The organism is Maridesulfovibrio sp., assembly GCF_963676065.1.
GTDB lineage: Bacteria > Desulfobacterota > Desulfovibrionia > Desulfovibrionales > Desulfovibrionaceae > Maridesulfovibrio.
Window position 1 is genome coordinate 2,076,714 of the sequence record NZ_OY780933.1, and the last position, 17,448, is coordinate 2,094,161.

The 17,448-nt window shown below is 47.2% G+C and carries 15 protein-coding genes; 8 read left to right on the forward strand and 7 right to left on the reverse strand.

All coding sequences use genetic code 11. The features are described from left to right. Window positions 1-136 precede the first annotated feature (136 nt). Window positions 137-1,243 (forward strand): acyltransferase family protein, encoded by a 1,107-nt coding sequence (locus ACKU35_RS09225; protein WP_319765248.1) that lies wholly within the window; start codon window positions 137-139, stop codon window positions 1,241-1,243. Between the two features lie 102 nt (window positions 1,244-1,345). Here ACKU35_RS09225 and ACKU35_RS09230 read toward each other — a convergent pair whose 3' ends face one another. After that, window positions 1,346-3,841, reverse strand: coding sequence for an AAA family ATPase (locus tag ACKU35_RS09230; RefSeq protein WP_319765250.1), 2,496 nt, complete (start codon window positions 3,839-3,841; stop codon window positions 1,346-1,348). Between the two features lie 20 nt (window positions 3,842-3,861). Continuing rightward, entirely contained in the window at window positions 3,862-4,284 is a 423-nt protein-coding gene (locus ACKU35_RS09235) for an Hsp20/alpha crystallin family protein (protein ID WP_319765252.1), read from the reverse strand. A gap of 353 nt (window positions 4,285-4,637) precedes the next feature. Between ACKU35_RS09235 and ACKU35_RS09240 the strand changes: the two genes are divergently transcribed. The 4 genes from ACKU35_RS09240 to ACKU35_RS09255 all read left to right on the forward strand — a co-directional run bounded on the left by ACKU35_RS09240 (window position 4,638) and on the right by ACKU35_RS09255 (window position 7,933). Further along, window positions 4,638-5,429, forward strand: a complete 792-nt coding sequence (locus tag ACKU35_RS09240) for an amino acid ABC transporter substrate-binding protein (protein ID WP_319765253.1) — start codon at window positions 4,638-4,640, stop codon at window positions 5,427-5,429. 3 nt (window positions 5,430-5,432) lie between these two features. Continuing rightward, complete coding sequence (locus tag ACKU35_RS09245) at window positions 5,433-6,467, forward strand: ABC transporter permease subunit (protein ID WP_319765258.1); 1,035 nt, start codon at window positions 5,433-5,435, stop codon at window positions 6,465-6,467. Continuing rightward, on the forward strand, window positions 6,468-7,232 hold the full coding sequence (locus ACKU35_RS09250; protein WP_319765260.1) for an amino acid ABC transporter ATP-binding protein: 765 nt from the start codon (window positions 6,468-6,470) through the stop codon (window positions 7,230-7,232). It abuts the gene before it with no gap. A gap of 179 nt (window positions 7,233-7,411) precedes the next feature. After that, window positions 7,412-7,933, forward strand: coding sequence for a type 1 glutamine amidotransferase domain-containing protein (locus tag ACKU35_RS09255; protein WP_319765262.1), 522 nt, complete (start codon window positions 7,412-7,414; stop codon window positions 7,931-7,933). A 57-nt stretch (window positions 7,934-7,990) separates the two neighbouring features. Here ACKU35_RS09255 and ACKU35_RS09260 read toward each other — a convergent pair whose 3' ends face one another. Further along, window positions 7,991-9,547 carry a methyl-accepting chemotaxis protein gene (locus ACKU35_RS09260; RefSeq protein WP_319765264.1) on the reverse strand — a complete coding sequence of 519 codons (1,557 nt, stop codon included), beginning with the start codon at window positions 9,545-9,547 and terminating at the stop codon, window positions 7,991-7,993. A gap of 184 nt (window positions 9,548-9,731) precedes the next feature. Here ACKU35_RS09260 and ACKU35_RS09265 point away from each other — a divergent pair, with 184 nt between their 5' ends. The 3 genes from ACKU35_RS09265 to ACKU35_RS09275 all read left to right on the forward strand — a co-directional run bounded on the left by ACKU35_RS09265 (window position 9,732) and on the right by ACKU35_RS09275 (window position 13,084). Continuing rightward, a complete protein-coding gene (locus ACKU35_RS09265) occupies window positions 9,732-10,835 on the forward strand; it encodes an FUSC family membrane protein (protein ID WP_319765266.1) in 1,104 nt (367 codons plus the stop codon). Next, entirely contained in the window at window positions 10,825-11,913 is a 1,089-nt protein-coding gene (locus tag ACKU35_RS09270) for an FUSC family protein (protein WP_319765267.1), read from the forward strand. The genes ACKU35_RS09265 and ACKU35_RS09270 overlap by 11 nt, the downstream gene beginning before the upstream one ends. Window positions 11,914-11,983: 70 nt before the next feature. Beyond that, window positions 11,984-13,084, forward strand: coding sequence for an AI-2E family transporter (locus ACKU35_RS09275; RefSeq protein WP_319765269.1), 1,101 nt, complete (start codon window positions 11,984-11,986; stop codon window positions 13,082-13,084). Here the strand turns inward: ACKU35_RS09275 and ACKU35_RS09280 are convergent. The 4 genes from ACKU35_RS09280 to ACKU35_RS09295 form a co-directional block, all read right to left on the reverse strand. Continuing rightward, the gene (locus tag ACKU35_RS09280; RefSeq protein WP_319765271.1) at window positions 13,081-13,971 is read right to left on the reverse strand and encodes a homocysteine S-methyltransferase family protein; all 891 of its coding nucleotides are present in this window, start codon (window positions 13,969-13,971) and stop codon (window positions 13,081-13,083) included. The two genes, ACKU35_RS09275 and ACKU35_RS09280, sit on opposite strands and share 4 nt — an antisense overlap. Before the next feature lie 173 nt (window positions 13,972-14,144). Next, window positions 14,145-15,359 (reverse strand): methyltransferase domain-containing protein, encoded by a 1,215-nt coding sequence (locus ACKU35_RS09285; protein WP_319765274.1) that lies wholly within the window; start codon window positions 15,357-15,359, stop codon window positions 14,145-14,147. 307 nt (window positions 15,360-15,666) lie between these two features. Further along, the gene (locus tag ACKU35_RS09290; RefSeq protein ID WP_319765276.1) at window positions 15,667-15,888 is read right to left on the reverse strand and encodes a Nif11-like leader peptide family natural product precursor; all 222 of its coding nucleotides are present in this window, start codon (window positions 15,886-15,888) and stop codon (window positions 15,667-15,669) included. Window positions 15,889-16,410: 522 nt separating this feature from the next. Next, window positions 16,411-17,367 (reverse strand): hypothetical protein, encoded by a 957-nt coding sequence (locus tag ACKU35_RS09295; RefSeq protein ID WP_319765278.1) that lies wholly within the window; start codon window positions 17,365-17,367, stop codon window positions 16,411-16,413. Window positions 17,368-17,448 lie beyond the last annotated feature (81 nt).

A 17,448-nucleotide genomic window follows, 5' to 3' on the forward strand; every position in this document is an offset into this window, starting at 1 on the left:
TTCAAGGGCCGGGGTTTTCTCCGGCCCTTTTTTTGTTCGCTGATTGGTGGGCTTGGCGATAGTGGTTGACTTGGAGTTAACAGGAGAATAGTCAGGGATTGGTTATATAATCGTTTAGTTGTGAGGTCCTTGCGTTATGAATCAACGTATGTATTTTTTGGATAATTTGCGGGCTGTGGTCATATTACTGGTCGTGGTGCTGCATGTTTCGCTTTGCTACATGAAGTTCAGTCCCGAGTGGTGGTTTGTTATTGATCCGGAACAGAGCATGTTTTTCACCTATGTTGTAATGCTCGTCGATGTGCCTATTATGGCCATAATGTTTTTTCTTGCCGGGTATTTTGCCCTGCCGTCTCTGCAGAAACATGGTATGCAGGGGTTTTGGCTTGCTAAATTACGGCGTATTATTATCCCATGGGTGCTGGGCGTACTGTTTTTGACCCCCCCGGCGATGTATATGATCCTGCTTTCCAGAGGTATGGCTCCGGGGTACATGGATTTCTGGACCGGAAAGTTCTGGAGCTCAATGTTCAGCCAGTCCGTGTACTGGTTTCTGGGTATGCTGGTCGTTTTTTACCTTAGCCTCTGCGGCTGCTACCGGTTTTTACCCCGGCTGCAGAGTCCTCCACGGTTCAGCCGGAATCCTTCACCTGTGTTCCCTATCCTTTTTATTACCACTACAGCCGGTATTTTTCTGGGCATGAATCAGTTTTTCCCGGTTGATACATGGATTTCAGACTATTACTTGATTGTTTTCCAGCCGTTGCGGGTATTTGTCTATCTGCTTTATTTCTGGCTCGGTATACTCGCGTGGAAACGCAACTGGTTCACCCGACAGGGCTATACGCCGCATATCGTGCCATGGCTGATAGTTGCAGCCGTATCAGCGGTCATTTATCTTACCTTTAAAGGTATGATGCACGCCCGCGGAACCGAATTCCCCATCCGGCTCGGCAATGCTCTCGGCTTTAATGTCTTTGCCTACAGCACGCTCATGACCGGGGTCGCAATATTCAAGGCGTTTGTGAACAGCCATAACGGGTTCTGGAAATCATTTTCCGCAAGTTCTTACGGTATCTATCTTTTCCATTCCCTCGCTGTTTATTACGGGGCTTACTATCTGCTTGGCATGGAGGCTTCCCCGTTCATCAAGGCTCCGATACTGCTGATAGGAGCGACCATGTCATGCTGGGTGCTGACTGTTGCTTTGAAGAAGATTAAAGGCGTATCTTCTGTCCTTTAAGATTCCCTCGCCGCCTTACACGTTGATTTGAACCAAAAAACTCCGCAGTACTTGAAAGTACTGCGGAGTTTTAAATTTTTTTACGGTTGTTGTACGTGATTTTTACTTGCCGCATCCGCAGCTTTTACCGCTTTCTTTTTTGCTGTCATCCTTCTCCTCGTCATCGGAGCCGAATTTTTTGAGTCCTTCTGCGAGGTTTATCAGTTTTGCATCTACCTGACCGTAGATGGAATCTTCGGGATATTTACCGTCGCTGTCTTTTTCCCCGGCTGCTGTTCCGGTCAGGATCTCAATTCCCTGCTCGATGTTTTCCACCGACCAGATATGGAATTTGCCTTCACGCACGGCCTCCACAACTTCTTTACGGAGCATGAGGTCTTTGACGTTTGGTTCGGGTATCATGACTCCCTGATTACCGGTCAGTCCGGCATGTTTACAGCAGAGATAAAATCCTTCAACTTTCTGGTTAACACCGCCGATTGGCTGTACTTCTCCTTTCTGGTTAACAGATCCGGTCACGGCGATATCCTGACGGATGGGAACATCCGCAAGGGAGGAGAGCAGGGCGTAAAGCTCGGTGGATGAGGCCGAGTCTCCGTCGATGCCTCCGTAAGATTGTTCAAAAGCGATGCTGGCGGTCAGAGATAGCGGTTTATCCTGAGCAAATTGACGGCGCAGGAATCCTGAAAGGATGAACATTCCTTTATTATGGGTCGGGCCGGACATTTCGGCTTCACGCTCAATGTTGATTATGCCGCCCTTGCCCATGGCCGTAACGGCGGTAATGCGCGAGGGCTTGCCGAAGGAATAATCGCCCATGGAATATACAGCCAGACCGTTGACCTGCCCGACTACAGCGCCGTCGGTATCAACGTAAAGGCTGCCGCGGTCTATCATTTCCTGCAAACGTTCTTCAGTCTGGTTTGAACGTTTCCGATGGGCGTCAAGTGCCTGATCTACATGTTTGGCTTCCACGGCGGTTGAACCGTTGCGGGATGCGTAGTGGCTGGCTTCAGCCAGTAAATCGGCCAGCAGCGGAAACGAGGTTGTAATTTTTTCCTGTCGTCCGGACATCCTTACTGCCTGCTCGACGATCGCAGCCACGCCGGTCCGGTCAAAGGGCATAAGTTTATCTTTTTCCACCACCCGGCTGATGAATTTTGATACGGCATTGATTGCATCGGTATCCCGGTCCATGGAAGTCTCGAAGTCCGCGCGGACCTTGAAAATCTTGGGTACATCAGGATCATAATGCCGCAGCAGCTGGTAAAGGTACGGAGCACCGAGAACGACCACTTTCACTTCCATATCGATGGGTTCCGGTTTAAGGCCGGTGGAGGATATGAAATAGTAGGGATCGAAGGTCTGAATCTCTATTTTTTCTGTTTTCAGGGAACGTTTCAGGGTCGGCCACACTCCCGGTTCAACAATGGCGTCCATGAGATTTATAACCAGATAGCCGCCGTTGGCCTTGATAAATGAACCGGCTTTGATCTTGGTAAAATCGGTGCGCCAGCCTCCGTGCCTGTCCATAACCCTTTCGATGGAACCGAACAGGTTGCGATAGGTGGGGTACGATTCAAAAATAACCGGAGGACTGCTCTGTTCGGAGTTATCCACCAGCAGATTAACCTGATAAGGATGAAGTATCGCTTCGGCCTGCGGCGGCATGAACATCATCCCACCTTCTCCTGCGTGCGGCTTTCTGCCTATCATGCGCAGGGAATCAAGGTCATTGCTCATCTCTTCAAGCATTTCATCAAAATACTTTAAGATTTTTGGGTCAGAGTATTTTTCCTTAAGCGGCGCTATCAGGTCCTGAGCAAGATTCATGAACATGAGCTTGTCCACGTCTTCACTCTTTTTCTTCACTTCTTTTTGAAGTTTGCGGACCTGCGTGAGTATATTGTCAATTTCTTCCTTAAGATCCTTCTGCCGCTTTTTGAGTTTTTCAAATTCCTCGCGTGGAAAACGTCCCTTTTCGACCTTTTCTTCAAGTTGAATCATGCGGATGGGTTCGCCGTCCACCAGCGGAACCACATCCGGACGCTGGAATTGTCCCATCTGCATATTGACGATGACCAGACCGGAATCTTTAACCTTATCTTCCACGCCCTGAAAAAATTCGCGGGTCTGTTTCTCATGCATTTCAATTATTTCATTCTTGCGGGCGATATATTCTTGACTTTCAAAAAGCTGCGGAACCTCGCGTTTGATACCTTCGAGGAAATCATGAATCTGTTTTTTAAAGGCGGCTCCATCACCGGCGGGCATACGGATCAGGACGGGGGATTCGGTTGCTTTGAAATTATTTACGTAGAGCAGGTCGTCCGGGCTTTTATCCGATTTTGAAAGATCGGTGAGCATCTTTTTTACGGTTGATTGCTTACCGGTATCGGCAGGTCCGGTTACAAAAATGTTGTAACCTTTTAGGGTCATGCCCATGCCGAAGCGGAAAGCCTCAACTCCGCGGCACTGGCCTATTATTTCATTATCATGTTCAAGTTCCTCTGTGGTAGTGAATGGCAGCTCTTCGGGGTCCAGGGTCCATCTCAGATTTTCAAGCGGCAGTTCACGGTCCTTCAGGATGCTGGTCATGGCGGTCTCCTGTATGGTGACTATTCAGCGGTTATGGAAATAACTTTTTGCGGCTTAATGATGCATTTATTGAGTACAATTTTCAGTACGCCGTCTTTGAAGGTGGCGGTTACATTCTCCGGGTCCACCCGGCAGGGTAGGGGGAGTGTTTTCTTAAAATGACTGGACTGCCGGGCGCCTTCAAAGGTGACATTTTTTTCTCCGGAAATGGTCATTGATGTTTCAGTTACTTTGACCTCCAGATCTTCAGCATGGAATCCGGGCATGGTGGTACTCACCTCAAGGGATTCTCCGATTTCTGTCATATGGGTTTGCGGTGTGCAGTCAATAATCCCGCATACTGAGGGGATACCGTAATCATGGCAGAGGCTGTTGAAGAGCTTATCCATATCTGTTTTCAGCCTTTCAATTTCCCGGCTTCCCCACGAAGTAAGGTTTGGCATTTGCAGTCTCCTTGTTAAAAAACAGGTGGGAATTTCAGTTACTTTTAATTTAACACATAGAGAAAAAGGTTAGCAACCGCTTTACAAGGAGAAAGTATAAAAAGGGTTGTATTTGTAATAACCGGAATATGCGGCTTTAAAAAATAGTTTTTCACAGCAGGATCCTCACATTTTTGACAAAAAAGAACCGGAAGTTCTGTTTTTGGAACGATACAGTCTTGCATGTTGACGCTTCATGAGCTATTCGATTCATCGCTTCTAATTTTAGAAATGCATGATGGAAGCGTTTTCCGTTATGTCTTTTTAAAATGTTGCAGGAGCTGAATTTTACATTTTCTTTTTAGGAGTGACGCATGAAAAGGGTATTAGTAATTCTCATGGTTGCAATGATGCTGGCATTTGCAACCACAGCAATGGCTGGTGACGGTTCTCTCGAAAAAGTACAGAAAGCCGGTAAACTCACCATCGGTCTTGACGACACATTCGCCCCTATGGGTTTCCGCAAGGATGACGGAACTCTGGTCGGTTTTGACGTTGATGCCGCTGAAGAAGTTGGTAAACGCCTCGGAATCAAAATTGTTTGGCAGCCCACCGCATGGTCCGGTGTCATCCACTCCCTGAACGCTAAGAAGTTTGATTGTATCTGGAACGGTATGACCATCACTCCCGAGCGTGAAAAAGCAGTTGCATTCTCCAAGCCTTACATCATGGACGGCCAGATCGCTGTTATTTCCATGGGCAACAAGGCTATCAAGGCTCATAAGGATTTCGGCGGCAAAGTTGTTGGCGTACAGAAAGGTTCGCCTGCTCTTGAGGCTGCAAAATCCCTCAATCCCGCACCTAAAGAAATTCGTCAGTACGACACCAACGTTAAAGCTCTGCTCGACCTTGAATCCGGTCGTCTGGACGGCGTTGTTGTAGATAACATCGCAGGCCGTTATTCCATGGCCCAGCGTCCCGGTAAATACGTTGCGCTTCCCGGCTATATCACCAGCGAAGCATTCGGTATCGCTTTCCGTCAGGGCGAAGATTCCCTGCGTGAAGCTGTACAGAAAACCATCGACGCTATGATCGCTGACGGTACCATGGGTAAAATATCCCGCAAATGGTTCGGTGAAGATGTCACCAACCCCGCTAAATGGTAAGAAATGACTATTAAGAATAATAAACTCTGGAAGAGCGGGGCTTTGGCCTCGCTCTTTCTGCTGTTTGCACTTTTGATTTTTCCGGCTGCGTCCACCGCAAGTGTGGATGCCGACGCACTGCTTAAGCAGGCCAGTAATGCCCTGACTGTAGGCAAGATTGATCAGGCCTGTACCCTGTTTAAACAGGTTCCCGCCCCCGGTCCTAACGGGGATGACGGGCAGTATGTCTATTCCCGCATGCAGTTGGCGCGTATCAGCTATTCAATGAAAGATCCGGCCAAGGCCCGCTCCTACGCAGAGCAGGTTATCTCCGTATATCCGGATAATGTTGAAGCACAGAATTTCCTGACTTCGCTTGACCGCGAAACCAAGCCTCAATGGCAGAAGACTCTTGAAGACTGTAAGCGCTTCATGCCCAATCTGCTGAAAGGGGCTTCCATGACCCTGCTGCTGGTCTTCTTCACCATGATCGTTTCACCTATCGGCGGTCTTTTTATTGCGCTTGGTAAGATCAGCCGCATGCAGCCGTTCGTTTCCATCAGCTGGTTTATCATCTGGTTTTTCCGCGGAACCCCGCTTTTGCTGCAGCTCTTTTTTATTTATTACGGTTTGCCTGCGATCGGCATTACGCTTTCTCCGCTGGCTGCGGCACTTATCGGTCTTGGTATCAACTATTCCGCTTACCTTGCCGAGATCATCAGGGCCGGTATCGAGTCTATTGACGACGGCCAGACAGAAGCCGCAAAAGCTTTGGGCATGACTTACGGCCAGACCATGCGACGGGTCATCATTCCGCAGACCTATAAACGGATCATCCCGCCCATTGCCAATGAATTCATCGCGTTGATCAAGGACACAGCACTTGTTTCCACCATTGCCATGGTTGAGCTTATGCGTGCTGCCGACCAGATGTTCAACGCCTATTTCAATGTAACTGTATTGGTGATGGCCGCTGTCATCTATCTTATTTTTACCTCCGTATTCACCTTTCTCTTCGAGAAGATAGAATACAAGGTCGGGGTATACGAGAGACGTTAAATGGAATCAATTTTAGAAATTAAGAAAGTCGTTAAGCGCTTCGGCAGTCTGACTGCGGTCAACAATATCGACCTCAAGATCAGCCGCGGTGAAAAAGTGGTTATCGTCGGTCCCAGCGGGTCCGGTAAGTCCACTCTGCTGCGGACTATGAATTTTCTCGAAACCATCGATTCCGGGGAAATCCATTTTGAAGGCAAGCCCTGCGGCTACATCTATTCCGAGGGTGCTCCGGTGCTTGCGCCACAGAAAAGTCTCTGTGCGCTGAGGTCAGAAATAGGCATGGTTTTTCAGCAGTTCAACCTCTTTCCGCATATGACCGTTTTACAAAACGTCATGGAAGGGCAGGTTACCGTGCTGGGTAAATCAAAGGATGAAGCCCGCGAAGTCGCGTTGCAGATGCTTGATAAAGTAGGTCTCTCGGACCGCGCTACCGTTTTTCCGGTAACTCTTTCCGGCGGTCAGAAGCAGCGGGTTGCCATCGCCCGTGCGCTGGCTATGAAACCGAAAATGATGCTCTTTGACGAACCTACATCCGCGCTTGACCCTGAGCTTGTCGGGGAGGTCTTCGATACCATTCGTTCACTGGCCGACGATGGCATGACCATGGTCATAGTAACCCATAACATGGGCTTTGCGCGTGAGGTTGCCGACACAGTGATCTTTATGGAATCCGGTGATTTTATAGCCAAAGGTTCTCCAAAAGAGTTCTTTTCCGCTGAAACCATACATCCGCGAATCAAAGAATTTATGGATAAGCTTTTGTAATTTAACAGGCCGGCCCTTTAAACGGGAACAAAACAGCTAAGCCTGTTTATTCGGTTTGATTATGTTATGATTTTTACAGGTCCGTAATATCCTCCGTGATATTACGGTCTTTTTTTTGCGGCATTTTGTGGTATTCAGGAACAGTGATTTAAATGAACACGAACTATAAGGAGCATTCCATGAAATTGAACGGACAGCGCGTTTTGATGTTTATTGATAATGTTTTTGAAGATATGGAGCTGTTGTACCCCTACTATCGTTTGATTGAAGAGGGCGCGGAAGTTGTGGTTGCCGGACCGGAATATGGCGAAGTGTATATCGGCAAAAACGGCTACCCTTTTAAATCAACCGCTGCCATTGCTGACATGAATGCAGGTGATTTTGATATTCTGGTCGTCGCGGGCGGTTTCGCTCCTGATAAATTGCGCCGGGACCCGAAGGTTCTGGAATTGACCCGCGAGATTAACGAGGCCGGAAAAATTGTGGCTCATATCTGCCACGGGGGATGGATTCCCATTTCTGCAAAGATTATGAGCGGCTATAAGTGTACATCGACTCCTGGAATTAAAGACGACCTTGAAAATGCTGGAGCTACGTGGGTAGATGAAGAGGTTGTAGTTGACCGTAATCAGGTATCGTCCCGCAAACCGGATGATTTGCCGGCGTTTTGTCGCGAAATAATAAAACTGGCTGCCAAGTAGCATGCTACCGTAATTTTGAAGGCCGGGAGATTTTGCCCCCGGCCTTCAAAGTAATTATTAGTCATCATTGATTTTAAAGAATGAAGTTGTATCCGCTAGACTTTCTGATTGCTCGAACAGTTCTTTGGTTGTAGCTGCTATCTCTTCTGCCGCAGCGGCATTTTGTTGAATAACATTATCGAGTTGCTGAAGGGCTGCATTAACTTGCGTTGCTCCTTCACTTTGTTCCCGGCTTGCTGCTGCTATTTCCTGTACATATTCAGCTGTCTTTTTTATCTCCGGCACCAGTGCTGCCAGCTTTTCCTCGGCGAGATTTGCTACTTTTGAACTGGTGTTAGATATGGTGATTATTTCGACCGCGGCTTCACCACTGCGCTCTGCCAGCTTACGCACTTCTGATGCTACTACGGCAAATCCTTTACCGTGTTCACCTGCCCGGGCAGCTTCAATGGCTGCATTTAATGCCAGAAGATTCGTCTGGCGCGCGATATCATCAATTACCAGTATCTTATCAGATATTTCAGTGAGGGCTGAAAGAGCCTGCGACAATGCAATGCCGCTTTCTTCTGCATCGCCCGCAGCATTTCGAGCTATGTCCGCAGTTTTATTTGAATTGTTGGCATTTTGATTAATGCTGGAGGTCATTTCTTCCATTGTGGATGCAATTTCTTCAATGCTGGAAGCCTGACTGGCGGCACCGTTTGCTAGATTCTCCGCAGCATCCGATAGCTCTTTGCTACCTGTATTTACGGAATTTGTAGCACCGGTAACAGTACGAATAACTTCAGTAATGCTATCAACCATTGCATTTAGAGTGTTCTTAACTATTCCGATTTCATCATTACGAACCGCAATCAGCCTGCGGCTGAAGTCTCCATCACTCATATTTTTTGTCTGTGCTGTAATTTCATTAAGTGGCTTTGCAACGTTATTGCGTATGAGGCGTATTGCAGCAACAGAGATGATTCCGAATATTGCCAATGTCCACAAGGATACATCGATAATTGCTGCGGTTGTTCTTTTTTGGGCAGGAGCAAGTGAACTGATAATTTCAAATGCGCCATGAATCTCGTTAACTTTCCAGCCTTCCTTTATGCCGCCTGTAACATCTTTGCCGCCGGCAGGATCTCCGTGACAATATAAGCATTCTTCAGTTAATCTGATGGCTTTAAAATATCGAATCTGCCCATCTTCGATGACAGTGGCTTCGTCTTCACCGTTATTTTTCATTTGTTTTAAAATTCTACTTTCCAGCGGAGTCGGTGCATTCTTAATGTTACGGGGTGATTCTTTAGGAACCCGAAAAGTGTAGTTGGATGTTTTGGCATTTGTCCTGACAACATTGATGGCAGAGATTACAGGCACTGCTTCTATTACTTTTTCAGGTGGGATATCTTTGAACGGCATTATAACTCCGTCGTTCAATTTCTTGTTCATTTGTTCCCGTGAAGCTTCAGCAAGCTGAACTATGGCCCTGCTTTTTTTCAAGATAGCATCTTGCGCTTCTTCTTGAATTGATGAAACCTGCAGGTAGCCCATTATCAGGGCTGTTATTGCCGGACCCGCCAGAGCAATAGCGATTGTCTTCGTGCTGATTTTCATGTTCTTAAACATTTCTCACTCCATACTCGGAAAGTGTACGCTAAATGATTTGTTTCAGATTTAAGTTGTGTTTATTGAATGTATCATCTGTTTTGGCTTTGTTCCATTAATTTTAATTGGTGAACGCTTATATTGAGAAAATGTAGTAGATATAGGAGTTGAAGTTTAACCTTCGCTGTTTTAAATGGTTATTAATATGAAATTAATATCAGAATTCTATAGAATCTTTATCCGGCCGGTCGATCCGGGGTTGTTCATGACCAAGTACGCGATCAAGTCAATCTGCGCCTGTCTGCTGGCTTTGTCGCTGGGCTATATAGTGGGCATGAGCAGTAAGTTCCTGCAATGGTCCGCTTACGGATCATTGGTGGTGGTTATTTTTCGCGCGGGTAGCACTCTCGCTAAACGCAGAGCCGTAGCCCGTTGGCTGGCGCTGACGGTGATGTGTCTTGTCCCTGTTTCGACTTTGCTTGGAAACTATCCGGTTGTATTGGAAATTTATCTTTTTTTATTGGCGTTCACGGTTTTCTTTGTGCCGGTATTGGGCGTGGCTGCCGCAACCGCTTCTACCGGGGTACTTATTATCAATCTGTTGGCGCTGACTTCGCCGGATACTTTTCTAATGGGATTGGAACGTTCCGGGGCAGTCTTTTTCGGGGCTGCTATTTCTTATATTTTCCTTTTTTATCTCTGGCCGATGAATCCTGAGAAAGTGCTCAATCGGGCCGGATCGGTAGCTCTGACCGATATCGGCGATTATTTCCGTGCGGTTGCTTCATCCACCGGTAGTAAGGAAGATCTGAAGGAAATTGCTGAAATTCATGAAAGGTCTGTGGAATCCTTGCGCCGCTACCGAGGCTTTATGGAAGCCATGAACGTGGATCCGGTAAAAGGTCTTGGCAGCTACGAAGGTCCCTCCGCCTTGTACGCTCTGCTGGTGCGGATGATTGAAGCTGTGGTCGGGCTGGCAAACAGCCGTCAGTTCGCGGAGCACAGTACTGTTTTCAAGGATATGCGTTTCAAGTTCAGTGATCTTGCCGGCAGAAGTTCCGTTGCCTTTGATGTTCTGGCGGCGGGTATCTCCACCGGGAAGGGACAGGTAGACCTGCGCGGTCTGGATGAGGGGATTGCGGATCTGGAAAGCGAGCTGCTTCGTCTGGGTGCCTATAAGCGCGACGATGGTTTGCGCGATGAATTTCTTGAAGCATGGGGCGCAATATACGGTCTGCGCAACCTGAGTACGGAGTTTGCAGAGATGAGTAAACTCTGCTGCAGGGGAGGTGCGTGCAGTGTTCGCTGATTCATTCGCAATACTCAAAAAAGAATTCCGCTGGGATTCCATCACCTTCCGCCATGCCCTTAAGGCGGCCGCAGCCATTACGTTTGCCATCATAGCTGCCCGTTTTCTGGAGCTGCGTCATGCTGTCTGGCTGCCGGTGAGTGTTATTGTCGTCATGAGGCCTTCGGTCGGAGGAACACTCCGTCTGGGCTGGAAAAGATTCTGGGGAACGGCAATCGGGGCCGCAATCGGGGTTGGGATTCTGTTTTTGCAGCCTTCCAGCACAGTCCTTATCGGGCTGATAGTGTTATCATTCTTTATAATGATTCTGGTCCGAGTCTTTAGCTACATTATTTTTTCCTGTAGTCTCAGTGTCGCAGTGATTCTATTGCTGGGAGTGATTTTTACTGATGGATGGCAGTTCGGCGTGGAGCGTATCCTTGATACCGGTCTGGGAATAGTCATCGGTATTGCAGCATCTTTCGGGGTCTGGCCCAATATGGCCCGGAAAAATCTGCGTGCCAAAATGGCTAATCTTGTGCAGTTACAGTCCACTCATTTTAAAAAACTGTCCGAATCCTATCTGCTTGGCGGAGTAAGTGAATCGGAGCTCGTTCAGAGCAGGATAGAGGCTTCCGGTATGCTGGATACATGTGCTGAATTTTTCCGCGAAGCTGCGGCAGAACCGGGCATGCAGGGCTGGCAGCGTAACGAATTGACCCGGTTGATTCGTTCTTTTACCCGTATGCACAGTTTGTTAATGACTATGTCTACCATTATCCGCAGGGGGTACGGTGGGCCACTTCCGTCAATCGCCAAGGGAATGACCGACATCCTGAAAGCAACGGCGGATCACTACGCCTGGCTGGAATGCTATTCCCTGACCCCTGAGGACTGCCCGGATGAGCCTGATTATGAAAAGGCTATCGATAGGTTTATGGGCGCAGTCGGGGAAGCCCGCATTCGAGGTGATTTTGAAGATGTGCCGCTTGACCGGCGTAACAACATTTCAGCTTTTATCTGGAACATACATGCTCTCGGCAGCGAAATTTCAAGGGCGGGAAGGCGGATGCATGATCTTCGTTACGGACGTAGTTAATTGGCCATGCTGATTTTGCAAAAGAATTGTGAGTCCCGGTTTATCGCCAAAAGGCACAGGAGTTTGAAAGATGCTTGATGACAACACCCCATACACTTTTGACCGTGTTGTCCGGATTCTGCTGGCAGCCGGTTTTATCTGGGTGGCAGTGCTTCTGCTTAATAAATTGAGCAATGCGCTGGTGCCTTTTGCTGTAGCACTGACCCTTGCTTATCTGCTCAATCCTTTGGTAAATTTTACGCGCAGATTCATTAAAAACCGTACGGCGGCGGTGTTGCTGACGCTACTGGCCATACTGGGGCCGCTTACCTATTTTTTCTGGGGAGCGGTGCGTATGGTGGGCGCGGAACTGGCGCAAACCGGGAAAATGCTGGCAGGACTGGTCAATAATTCCGCTGTTGCCCAGCGGGCGGCGGAGTATCTTCCTGAAGATATCTGGCATACGATAGTCGACCTCGCAAAGCAGGAGGATGTACGGTCATTTCTTACTGAATCCGGCCTGACCAATATGCTCAAGCTTTCAGCCCAGAAAGCGCTGCCCGGTATCTGGAATCTGGTCAGCGGATCGGCCCATACGATCGGAGCTCTGGCCGGAGTGTTTGTGATTATCCTCTATCTTGTTTTTCTGCTGACTGATTACGACAAGCTGGGTAAATGGCGGGAGCAGCTTCCTTCTAAATATCGGGGGCGGGTTGCATCGTTCGTGGATGATTTTACAAACGTGACCAACCGCTATTTTCGTACTCAGGCTCTGATCGCCTTAATCGTCGGCTGTCTCTTTTCAGTGGGGTTCTTGATAATCAAACTGCCGCTGGCGATCCTGCTGGGGTTGCTTATAGGACTTCTGAATATGGTTCCGTATCTGCAGATAGCAGGGCTTATTCCGGCTTTTCTGCTGGCGGCAATCAATGCGCTTGCTACGGGCGGTAATTTCTGGCTTGCTCTTGGCGGGGTAGGTGTTGTTTTTGCTGTTGTTCAGGTCTTGCAGGACGCTGTGCTGGTTCCGCGTCTTCAGGGAGAAAGCATGGGCCTCTCGCCTTGGATGATCCTGTTATCCCTGTCCATCTGGGGGCAATTGCTCGGTTTTTTAGGGCTGGTTATGGCTCTGCCTTTGACCTGTATGGCGCTCGCCCTTTACCGTCAGTGGATGATCGCACAGGGTGAATCCTAAGGCTGATTTTCAATTAAATCGCTTAATACCCTAATGTGTTTCGGCGTAATTCCGCAACATCCGCCGACAGCATCCACGCCGGAACGAAATGTTTCCCTGCCGAATGCAGCGAATTTTTCCGGGGTAATGGCGTCGTGAAATACCCAGTTGGGCATTTCAAAATGTCCGGCATGCGGGTAGGCGAAAGTGTGGCCTTCCCAGTGCTGCTTGAGAATTTCTATCGCCTGCGGAGTATGTTCAATCAGGGTATGCATGATGCCGACCGCGTCCGCTTTTGAAAGGTCCAGATTGCTGAGCGCACGTTTCAGCGGAATATCCGTATCCAGCAGGTAAGTTTGCCCTTCCTCACCAGTAAAGCAGGTGAATCCAACCCAGACCGGTACTCCTGAACGCAGCGCTCCCTCCAGTGCGTATCCGGTTTGCTCAATATCGCGCATCATTTCCAGGATTATTATTTCCGCGCCTGCTTTGACCTGTATTTCAGACTGCCGTGCGTATTGCGCTACTGCGGATTCACCGGAAAGCAGCCGGGGATAATCAAGGGAACCGGTGAAAGTAGTGCTGGAAATGGCCCCCGCAACTATGCACTCTTTTTTTGAGTTTTTTACAACTTCACGGACAATATGCACCGCCTCGCGATTGATGTCTTCAAAACGGTCCGCCAAGCCGGCGGCTTCCAGATTATGTATGCCGGTGGAAAATGTATTCGCGATGAGCAGCTGCGCTCCGGCATCAAGAAAAGATTGGTGAACATCTCGCAGAAGTTGCGGATGGGTGAGGACAGCCTCAGCGGACCACGCCATTCCGTTCATGGGTGCACCACGTCTTTCCAGTTCTGTTCCTGTGCCGCCATCAATGATAAAGGGAAATTTTAGTTTTTTATGCATACTCCAAATTTATCGTTGTTGGGGAGAAAAGAAAAGGCTCTTACAAAATTTTTCGTAACCCTGTAGCCCAATACTATGTTTAAGATTTCGCTTTGGACGAGTTGCAACTCAAATATAAAAAGAACAAGGCCCGTGAAGTTTAAAACTTCACGGGCCTTGTTCTTTTGTACTGATTAACTAATCTTTTTGCACCAGACTACATATACAGGATCACTTACACCACGTGTCTGCACAAAGTGACGGTCATTGGTCGGCCGCCAATCATTACGTATGCTTGTGGTGCCTTTGGGACCTGTGAATCCTGCTTCTTCGGCCAGTTGCAGCAGGTATCCCATACGCTCGAACTCATGCAGTTCAAGCCATCCTTGAGTTACTTTGGTCGGGAACCATCGGTTTGATACTCCAATGATCAGGTGCCCGCCTGAATGCAGATTTGAGTAAGCCTGCTTGAGTACTGATAACGGGTCAGTAAGGTATTCAATGGACATGCTGCATGTGATTGCATCAAATTTGTCATCAGTGAATTTGAGCTCGGGATCGATGTTTAAGTCTTGAACTACTCTTTCGTTCAAAACGGGATTCATGCGCATTTCATCCATATTCATGCCCAGACCTGTTAGATCCAAGTCCATATCCTGTGGCAGATGGGACTGCATGCTGCTCATAAGATCCAGTACCTTCATTTCCGGCCGCAGGAACTGTGCGTAGATATTTTGAAGATTACGGCTGGCCTGTTCATCAATATGGCCTGTTAAGCGGGGAGAGGCATAGAAACTTTTATCATCCGCATCGTTATCTCTTTTGAAGAAGTCCTCATGTATAAAATCCGTCTTATGATTTTGCAGAGGAGCCTGCATGCCCGGACCACCGTCGCATAGTTCTTCGATCCAGTGGGTTAGTCGGCCGCCAGTCTCGCTGTCTTTATCCGCAACGTTGATTATTTCAGCTTCCAACCGGAATGGAATCCCGGCTAAAGGGTGATTGAGGTCGGCAGTGATGCTAGAGTCCTTCTTATCGAGAACTCTGAGCGGTGAAATTGTTTGAGGGTATACGCCGGGAAGTCCTCTCAGCGTACCTTGAGGGTAGAATCTGCCGATTCTGGCCGGTTGATCCCGGAGGTGATGTGATTTGAGTCTGAACTTGCTCTGCGGAACAGTTTTTACTTTTGAAGAAGCATAATCGGGGAGTTCGCTTCCAGCAGGAAAATTTACAGCTATTGTTTCTCCGGCTTTAGCGCCCATCAGCAGCTCTTTCAGCTCAGCTGGGATTACATCTCGCCATGCATTTATTTTTCGGGCTAAGAATTTCTCTTCATGAATTCCGTTTCCGCTTTTCCATGTCAGTGTGAATTGAATTGTGGCAAATGAATTTCTATTGAATTCGGTCATTATCTCCTTCTTGCTCACTCTGAATTGAGTTCAAAGGTTAATTGCGTATAATTTTTATATAATATTTATCTGTTGATAGGCAATGCGCTCCAGTTAGAATTTTTCTAATATATTTTTTCGAGGTACTCGAGGGGCGCTATCCAAGTTTGTGAAGAGCAGAGCGCGGGATAGGCAAATACAGGAGACGATCTGCCGGAAAGAGATACTGTTTTTCCATAAAAAAGGGTTTACGAAGTAAGATTCGTAAACCCTTGAATTTTCTGTCCGGTAAATCAGGCGAAGAGCCTTCAATACATCGAATCAGAGGTTACGCCCACCAGATTGAGCGTGCCGGAGGATTACCAAAAGAGGTAAAATCGTCACCGGATTCATTGATTACCTGATCCAGCTCTTCGATTGTGAAATCGTATCCGTCTTCGTTAGCGGTAGCTACAAAGGCTTCTTTGCCCGGAATGGCGTTATACTTAGCTTTTACGGTTTTGTTTTCTCCACCTGCGATCAGCAGACGCTCTACTTCTTTCTTGGACATGTCGATACTCCTGATTAGAATAAAATTGGGTGGCTTTATTTTGATCGAAATGATCCGTCACGTTTGGATACGGACACCTATAGAGCCGGGGTTAGATGATGATTTTAATTTAGCTTGGTACTGAGCGGCTAGTCAAGTATTTGTTAATGTAAAGATAAAATAACAGCAAAACTAAGACATGAATTGCTAATTTAGTAATAATATATTCGTTAAAAATAAGCTAAATATTTAAATTAAACATTAATGTAAATTTGTATTTAATTTAAAAAAAGGGTTTTCGGCAGGTTATCCCTCAATTAAAGGGCGTGAGGCAAAAGAAAAGGCACTTAGGAATTTCTTCGTAAGTGCCTTGAAATATCTGGTCGGGATGAGAGGATTTGAACCTCCGGTCTCTGCGTCCCGAAGGTAAAGAACTACGTTGTAAGTGCTTAAATCATTAGATTTTTATTTTGATTATCCTGCGGAAATGGGTCTAAAAGGGTGCTAAAATAGGACAAGTTGTCAGATAAAAACAGCCCGTAATTAGTAGAGAGGTGTTTCCGCAAGCGAAGAGTGGTTGAACCTTAAGTTGTAGCCCATTTTCGTTGAAACGCTCTGAACCATGGCGGCAAACCACGGCGGTGCAGTTGGAGAGATGTAGACTTCATTTATTAGCTCAGTAACATTGCAAGGGATTTGTATGCCGATTTCTTGGGAGTTGGAATTGGTAATCATGGCTCGCACTTCGCGTTCGTGCTCAAATGATATGCGCTTGGTCCAAAATACACCGTTGTTTTTTGGAAATTCCTTACTGAAGTCTATGTAATTCATTTTCCCGATTTTGATGTCGAGATTTTCGCCAAGAGATTTGTATAAGTTGATCTTTGTCGTTTTTACGGCAAGGGCGTTTTCTTGGTGAGTCGAATACAGTTTCCACATCGCCTCAGACTCAATATCGTTTTCATGCCAACAACTTACGAAGTGAGATTTTCTAGCGCCTGCGCACCCTTCATTGAACTCGATTAATAAACGTTGGCATTGAGCTTCAATTTGCTCCGGGGTGAGGGTGCACGTGTGGCCTGGGGGAGGGTTCAAAGTTGCGGATTTAAAAAAGTTGTATAAATGGTCATCCCAAATTGGTTTATCAACCAGTCTGCCTCTTGCTCCTTCAAAAGGATCTCCTAGATGATCAGCTCTCGCGAAGTATAAGGAGCGATTATCGAGTAGCGATAAGAACTTAGAAAAATCCATGTAACGCCAAAGGATGGTTTCATCCTTTGGGATTAAATATGCTCTTGGAGTATAATTGTTTCGTTCAGCTAATTCTACAAGATGAGTTGCGCATTTGTCGCAGACATAGAGCGGAGTTCCGTCTGCGCTATAACCTGAGTTGCAAGCATCATTTTGGATAAATTGGTAGTGACATACACAGCATGAATCCCAATGGAAATATCTCAGCTTAGAAAGCTCAAGCGTAAACCGACCGGTCATATGGTACACGGTTTATTTCTCCATATAGTTTAAGAGTGATATTTGTTTGACGATAAGCGGTGTGAGTGATTGTTGTAAAGAGGCTAAGGC